The 6,630-nt window shown below is 32.7% G+C and carries 7 protein-coding genes; 2 read left to right on the forward strand and 5 right to left on the reverse strand.

The genetic code is table 11. The features are described from left to right. Window positions 1-360 precede the first annotated feature (360 nt). Together EGH73_RS02050 and EGH73_RS02055 are read left to right on the forward strand one after the other, a co-directional pair. Complete coding sequence (locus EGH73_RS02050; RefSeq protein ID WP_123280454.1) at window positions 361-666, forward strand: hypothetical protein; 306 nt, start codon at window positions 361-363, stop codon at window positions 664-666. Window positions 667-930: 264 nt separating this feature from the next. Beyond that, window positions 931-1,380 (forward strand): PA2169 family four-helix-bundle protein, encoded by a 450-nt coding sequence (locus EGH73_RS02055; RefSeq protein WP_123280455.1) that lies wholly within the window; start codon window positions 931-933, stop codon window positions 1,378-1,380. Between the two features lie 443 nt (window positions 1,381-1,823). Here EGH73_RS02055 and EGH73_RS02060 read toward each other — a convergent pair whose 3' ends face one another. From EGH73_RS02060 to EGH73_RS02080, 5 genes are all read right to left on the reverse strand, one after another. Beyond that, window positions 1,824-2,294, reverse strand: coding sequence for a CinA family protein (locus EGH73_RS02060; protein WP_123280456.1), 471 nt, complete (start codon window positions 2,292-2,294; stop codon window positions 1,824-1,826). Between the two features lie 166 nt (window positions 2,295-2,460). Further along, a complete protein-coding gene (locus EGH73_RS02065; RefSeq protein WP_123280457.1) occupies window positions 2,461-3,564 on the reverse strand; it encodes a PAS domain-containing sensor histidine kinase in 1,104 nt (367 codons plus the stop codon). Between the two features lie 464 nt (window positions 3,565-4,028). Further along, window positions 4,029-4,298 (reverse strand): OmpA family protein, encoded by a 270-nt coding sequence (locus EGH73_RS14120; protein ID WP_221407039.1) that lies wholly within the window; start codon window positions 4,296-4,298, stop codon window positions 4,029-4,031. A gap of 220 nt (window positions 4,299-4,518) precedes the next feature. Beyond that, window positions 4,519-5,127: an alpha-ketoglutarate-dependent dioxygenase AlkB family protein gene (locus EGH73_RS02075; RefSeq protein WP_123280458.1), complete on the reverse strand. Its 609-nt coding sequence runs from the start codon at window positions 5,125-5,127 to the stop codon at window positions 4,519-4,521. A gap of 109 nt (window positions 5,128-5,236) precedes the next feature. Further along, on the reverse strand, window positions 5,237-6,013 hold the full coding sequence (locus tag EGH73_RS02080) for an XRE family transcriptional regulator (protein WP_184808056.1): 777 nt from the start codon (window positions 6,011-6,013) through the stop codon (window positions 5,237-5,239). Between the last annotated feature and the right edge of the window lie 617 nt (window positions 6,014-6,630).

Raw genomic sequence — 6,630 nt, forward strand, 5'->3', positions numbered from 1 at the left:
TTATCCCGAACTCAGGTTATATTAATAAGTTTGAGCAGAAGTTTACTGATGGTAGAAGATATTTCGCCTATAGCCAAAAAAAAAATTGCCCGACTGGTTCAAAGTGATTCTTTAGTAGTCCGAACTAAAATTATCTTATCGACTTACAAATAACGGAAGAAATCGTATTAATGCGGATTATTGATTTTTAAGGGCTTTGCGATAGAGAAGAAATTATTAACGCGATATAATGAATTCTAGTGGTCTAAAAGCAGGAGTTTAAGCTAGTGTGCTTTGTACTGATTCAACCTAATAATTTCTTTGATTTTAAACTCTTTAAGTCCTAATGCATATCGTATAAATAATCAAACTATTTGTTTAATGAGCTCACGAATTATTTTTAATTTAGGATATATATTAACACATAATTTTATAAAATGTACTTACACCAAAAATAAACTGATTATACAATTTACAGTTTTTACAAAGGATTCTTTTACAAGACCTAATAATTCCAATAAGTTTTTACTAGAAATACCACGAGATAATATAGGATTTGTAGAAATCGATATCCGCGAAAAAAAAGATAGTGACACCTATGAAGAAATTGATTATGAAATCATTGATGAAGTGGACAAAATAACAATAATGATGAAGCATCCAAAAAATATTAGAGTCAACTTTTAAAGAAATTTCTAGATGGTTTTACTTCAGATATTTTTTTTCATGTGAATTTAAACTTACAATACCCAACGAATACCAATAATATAAAATGATTTAAATATTCCAGTTCATTTTATAAATCTGAAGTTTACATTTATGAGGATCTAAATATATTGCGAATCAGGCTTATAAATATTTTTTGAGTCATATTTTCAAATTAATGAATTTTTGAAACTCATAAGGCATCATTCTTGTAAAATTACAGCATCACCAAATATTTTTTTAATTATGAATAATGACAAAACAATTTCCGTCCTAAACGATTTACTTAATATTACGAATGATAGGATAGCTGGCTTTGCCAAAGTAGCTGATAAGGTATGGCAGAATTATGCAGATCTTAAACCCGCATACGACGATATGGTAGCTGAAGCCTGGGATATGAAGGATGAACTGATTGATCTTATTGAGCGCAAGGGCGGTCATCCAGATAATGAGACTAGTATTTCCGGAGCATTTCATCGGGCATGGATTGATGTAAAAAACACTTTTGCTTCTGATAAAGTGGAATCCACACTTGAAAACGTAGTTTTTGGAGAAAAAGCAGCTATCAATGCGTTTCAGAATGCACTTAACAGTGGTGAGCTGTGCCGAGAAAGTGAAGCTTTGGTCAGTAAACAACTGCAACAACTTAGTATTTCCTACGATAAATTCAAAGTACTTGAAAAGCTTAGCTGATGAACTAATATAATTTATGCCAAAAGAAAGGGAGATAAAATTTACTATGATTTTATCTCTCTTTTTACTTTTAATTAAATGGAATTATGGATGAAGTCTTTCCCGTCTGGTAAATATATTTAAGCATCAGTGCAATTTATTTTTCTTGTCTATAATACATTACGCAAAAGTTGGTATAGTCAAATTGATGACGTCACTGTTAAATCGTCAAACATCAAAATCCCTACCCTTCAGCGCAAAAAAAATATTTAGTAATTCTTGTATATACCGGATCGGTTTAGCACCAGCTAATAATTGATTACACCAACGCACAATATAAGATTTGTTTCTTTATGCTAAAACAGAAAAATTGTAAATGTCGTCATAATAATGACCTAGTGCTCTTGGATAAAACTGATCTCAACTCTTTATAATATTTTGCATAATGTCAATATTGACCTCTGTTATATTTCCATCCCTGTCGGAGTTAAAACATATTCTGCAAAGTATTTCTGTGCATCCCAGGCTTTCGTCAATGGATGTAAATCAATCTTGTCGCTTCTTATAATGACATTCTTGTAAGAAATACTGTAATAGGCAAAAATTTGATTATAAAATTCTTCTTTTGAAGACAAACTCCCTGTTATTGCAATGGACCAATCTGAACCAAATTGTTTTGCAACCTCTATGGATAGCCGTTCTGCACCGTTTCGGCTTTCAAGTATCTGATCAGAATTCATCGGCAAATTCAGCCAATTTATTTGAGAATGGTTAAAAATTGTTAAGCCACCGTTATAAAAATTATGAGCATCCGGCATTTGAGAAAATGCGAGTTGCAAGGCACCTGATGTTACTTGTTCAAAAATAGATATGGTTTCTCCTCTGCGAAGTAAATGATGGCTGATGCGCTCTAGCAAAATAGTCGAAAAATTCATAGATATATAATTGTAGTTTGATAGGTCTAGACTAACCAAACCTTCTGCCAGAAGGTTTTAACCATCCTTTTTGTGATAAAAAAATGCAAACACTTTTTTCTTATATAAAGCCGTTCAACTTGTGACTTATACAGCAATAAATAGCCATTTTATAATTTTTTCTCCTCTACAGCTGCCCTGATATTAAAGGCAGTTCAATCCAGAATGTACTGCCCCTATCAATTTCACTTTCTACCCAAATACGGCCGTTATGCTGATCTATAATTTGTTTACATAAGTATAAACCTAAACCCAAACCGCCAGCTTTAGACTGATTAACCTGATAAAATCTTGAGAATATGTCATCGAAGTGATCAACTTCTATGCCCATACCGTAATCCTGCACACTGATCGTTAGATGCTCTATCCCAACTTTTAAAGTAACATTAACCTGCTTGTTTACTCCTGAATACCTAATGGCATTAGTTAAAAGATTAGTGATGACTTGTTCTAGTTTATAATGGTCACCTTCAATGACCGTAGAATGGGAGTCATAATCAAATGTGATGGTGAAATATTCATGGGCTTGACCTACTGTTTCTACGGTATCCTGGATCAATTTACAGATATCGAATCTTTCGTTTCGAAGAATTAGTTTTCCCGCTTCAATTTTTGAAACGTCTAATAAATCTGATATCAAATGATTAATTTTCTTTGACTGCGTTAATGCTTTCTGCAAAAATACCAGAACTTTTTCATCTTTTATATGCCTCAGCAATATCTGGAGATAGGCATCCATACTGGTCAGAGGAGTTCTAAGTTCGTGGCTCGCTAAGGCTATGAATTCATCTTTGCGTAGATTCAGCTCTTTTAACCTTTCTAATAGTTCAGCTTTTTCCTGCTGTGCAATGTGACGGTCACTGATATCGCGTGCAATTTTTGATGCACCGATTATCCTGCCTTCTTTATCAACGACTGGTGATACAGTCACTGAAATTGGAAGCAGCTGGCCATCCTTTTTTTTACGGATGGTTTCAAAGTGATCCACTTTTTTGCCTGACTTGATTTGCCCTATAATGTAATCTTCCTCATTTAGTCTATCTTCTTGAATAATAAGAGATATATGCTTACCCACAGCTTCAGTTTGCAAATAACCAAACATTTTTTCTGCTGCTGGATTCCAACTGGTTATGATGCCATCCAGCGTTTTGCTAACAATGGCGTCATCACTAGACATGATAATCGCATGCAATAAGGCTTGATTATTTTCGAGATGGTTACACATATCCATTTTGGTAATTGTATTTTTTTTTTTGAAAAATTATTTACTGAAAATTTACTCCAATAACACATCAATCTCATTTTTAAAAGGATGAAGCGAGACTGATTACTGTTCTTATAATTCCTTGAAATTTAAGATTACAAAAATGACTATTTTTTTCCATATCGTTTTATGATTTATGTAGAATTTATTTAAAAAGTAAATAACCTCTTAATTTCAGCAAATCACAAAAATATTCCATTCATTGAGTTGAAATATTATCTCAATAATAAAAAAAAGACTGCCATAATATATGACAGTCCCAATTTAGAAGTATTATTTTTATTGCATTTTGAAGCGGGATTGCACTCCTGATATTTTAGATTCAATTTACCATTTCTTTTCGCTTGCAATTTAGCAGAGTTTGCGCCATTGGAAATTAAAAATTGTTTAACATTATTAGCTCTTCTCTCAGATAGATTTTGGTTGTAATTTTATGAGCCTCTCGTATCAGTTGCACCAATTAACTCATATGAACCATTATTAGAATTGATATAGCTAATTGCGCTGTTGAAGATCGGCGTATTATTAGGTTTAATTCTGTCAGAGTTAAGATCAAATTCAATACCGTTCATAACTGTTTCATCTGCCGACACTACACCGTTTCCATTATTGCTAAGTGGACAACCATTATTCTCCACAGGTCCAGGTAGTGTTACATACTTATCATAAAGGTCTATAGTACCATCGATATCGACATCCAAAGTTTGAGCTTTAGTAATTTATTAAATAAAAAAGGAGAGAAGCAAATTTGAGCTACTACTCTCCTCTTCCTATTATATAGGATTTTAAATTTAGAAAAACATTTCTGTTTGTCTTTTAAAAATCTACTGAACTATGAATTAGATTTCTACTGTAATTACAACAACTTTTTTGCCAAATTAAGCTGCAAAAAAATAAAACATCATTTTTATAAGTGAAGACCTATTGATTAATCAACCTGAATGTGAGATTAATTCGTTCTTTCATTGGAACCGTAGATTTAGCAATTCTATGCTCCCAATGTTCCTGAAGATCACCTTTCATAATCAGCAATGCACCATGGGGAAGTGGCAAACTGTATCTGCTTTGGTGATGGTCTCTCTTTCTAAAATCAAAATTTCTTGTATGCCCAAGACTTATTGAAGCAATAACAGGTCGTTTTCCATATCTGCTCTCCTTATCTCTGTGCCAGGCAACAGAATCATTATTGTCCCGATATAAATTGAGCAAGACTACATTAAACTGATGTCCAAATTCTTTTTCTATTCTTTCTTTTAGAGCATATAATTCAGGAGTCCATTCATTTCTTTCGGTTGTATTATTGTCGGCTGACTTATAAGATTGGACACCCCCGTACCATGCTGTCAGGCGCGGAGTTAAGACCGTCTTGTCATACATTTTCTGAGTACGCTGTTCCCAAGGCGTATTCTGAAGCAGATAATCCTTCAACAGATCAGCTTCTTCTCTACTCAGAAAATTTTCTTTGTAATCCAATAAATCTTTTGGAAATTCATAAAATTCTTCTGCATCAAATAAACTTAGCTGACTCATTGTAATTTTCTTTTGAAATATTTACTTTTGTTTTATCCCGTTTCTACGGGATTTTTTCATCATTTGTGTTTTTAGCTTACCTTCGGGGAAGTTTTTTAATAACTCAAATTCAATTTTTATCTCGAATTGTCTCTTTGATCTGTTTGATATCAGTTTTAATCTGGGTGATAAAGTTTTGAATATGATGCTCCGCAAATTCATCAGATTCATATTCTTTGGTATTAATGCTGCAAGCAAATTCCCAGATTTCTTTAATTTCCGGTAATGGGATTTTATTAGGATCATAAAACTGATTGTCAGCCTTTACCCATATACCATCTGCTTCATGAAACTGAAACCTTTTGTAACTGATGCCATCATTAGCGGTAATGAAAACATAAGTTCTGTCTGTTTTCAAGTCAGAAAGGTTTTCAACATACTTTCCCACAATATAAGTTCCGTTCTTATAAGGTGGCATTGAATCGCCGTCCGCTGGAAATGCTCTGAACTTGCCTCCTTTCAAGAAGGGTAAGGATATGATTTCCAAACTTTCTATGTATTCTGGATCTCCATAGCCGTTCAGGTATCCCATTGAAGCCTTTTGTGGAATGATCTCAATTTCATTGTTTCCATCTTGATCAACCCTTATAGGCAAAACAATTCTATTGTCAGGAAGTTCAATCATCTCATCAATAGAAAATTTGCTGACATTGATTGTCAAAAGTAAGTCGATACTGATATTATAATATTTAGAGATTTTGATTAAAATCTCAAGAGGAGGCTCTGCGGCATCATCTTCATACTTACCATATCTGCCTCGGGTAATTAAAAGATCATCAGCAACCTTTTGTTGTGAAAGAATTAGCTTACCTCTTAAATACCGCATGTTTCCTGAAAAAATTGACATTGCTATAATTTATATCAACAAAGATACAAAGCTTTGCTACAAAACGTAATAATTTTGTGAAGAAAACAAAATGCTAACAGGCATTTCTGTCAGATTGACTTCGTCTGCCAAATATTAGGCTAAGTTCTGTGACCTCATGACACGATTATTTAATTCTAAAATTCTTTCCAAATCCTTAACTATAAGTTTTGATATATCTGGGTTTATGGATACAATACCATAACGGCCAATTAAAGACTTATAATTCCAATAGCCACTGCTAAAAGTTTTTTAGATCAAATAGCATTAACATACGTTAAAAGAAATTCAGTAAACCAATAAAAATAATAAAAAAGGTCAATAACTAATATGCTTTTTCGTAAAAATAATTATAATCAATCTGACCTACTCCTTCACAATCCTACACGAAGACATACACAACTAAAGTCTAAGATCTACAGATTATTTTATCGGTAATTAGAAATATTTATACAATAATTTAATTTGTTTTTTTACCGCTATCGGCAATGTCTTATTGTAAAAAAAACTTAATATTTCAGCTCAGATAATTGTGAGATGCTTTCTAAATCTTGCACTAAATGTTTCGATATTTCTTCAGTTATGGGTACAAAAAATCC

This window comes from Epilithonimonas hominis, from assembly GCF_003730015.1.
Taxonomy (GTDB): Bacteria; Bacteroidota; Bacteroidia; order Flavobacteriales; family Weeksellaceae; genus Epilithonimonas; species Epilithonimonas hominis.

Excerpts from the sequence above, each read along its gene's own strand:
- EGH73_RS02050 (WP_123280454.1), top strand. The coding sequence starts at position 361 with ATGAGCTCACGAATTATTTTTAATTTAGGATATATATTAACACATAAT.
- EGH73_RS02055 (WP_123280455.1), top strand. The coding sequence starts at position 931 with ATGAATAATGACAAAACAATTTCCGTCCTAAACGATTTACTTAATATT.
- EGH73_RS02060 (WP_123280456.1), bottom strand. The coding sequence starts at position 2,294 with ATGAATTTTTCGACTATTTTGCTAGAGCGCATCAGCCATCATTTACTT.
- EGH73_RS02065 (WP_123280457.1), bottom strand. The coding sequence starts at position 3,564 with ATGGATATGTGTAACCATCTCGAAAATAATCAAGCCTTATTGCATGCG.
- EGH73_RS02075 (WP_123280458.1), bottom strand. The coding sequence starts at position 5,127 with ATGAGTCAGCTAAGTTTATTTGATGCAGAAGAATTTTATGAATTTCCA.
- EGH73_RS02080 (WP_184808056.1), bottom strand. The coding sequence starts at position 6,013 with ATGTCAATTTTTTCAGGAAACATGCGGTATTTAAGAGGTAAGCTAATT.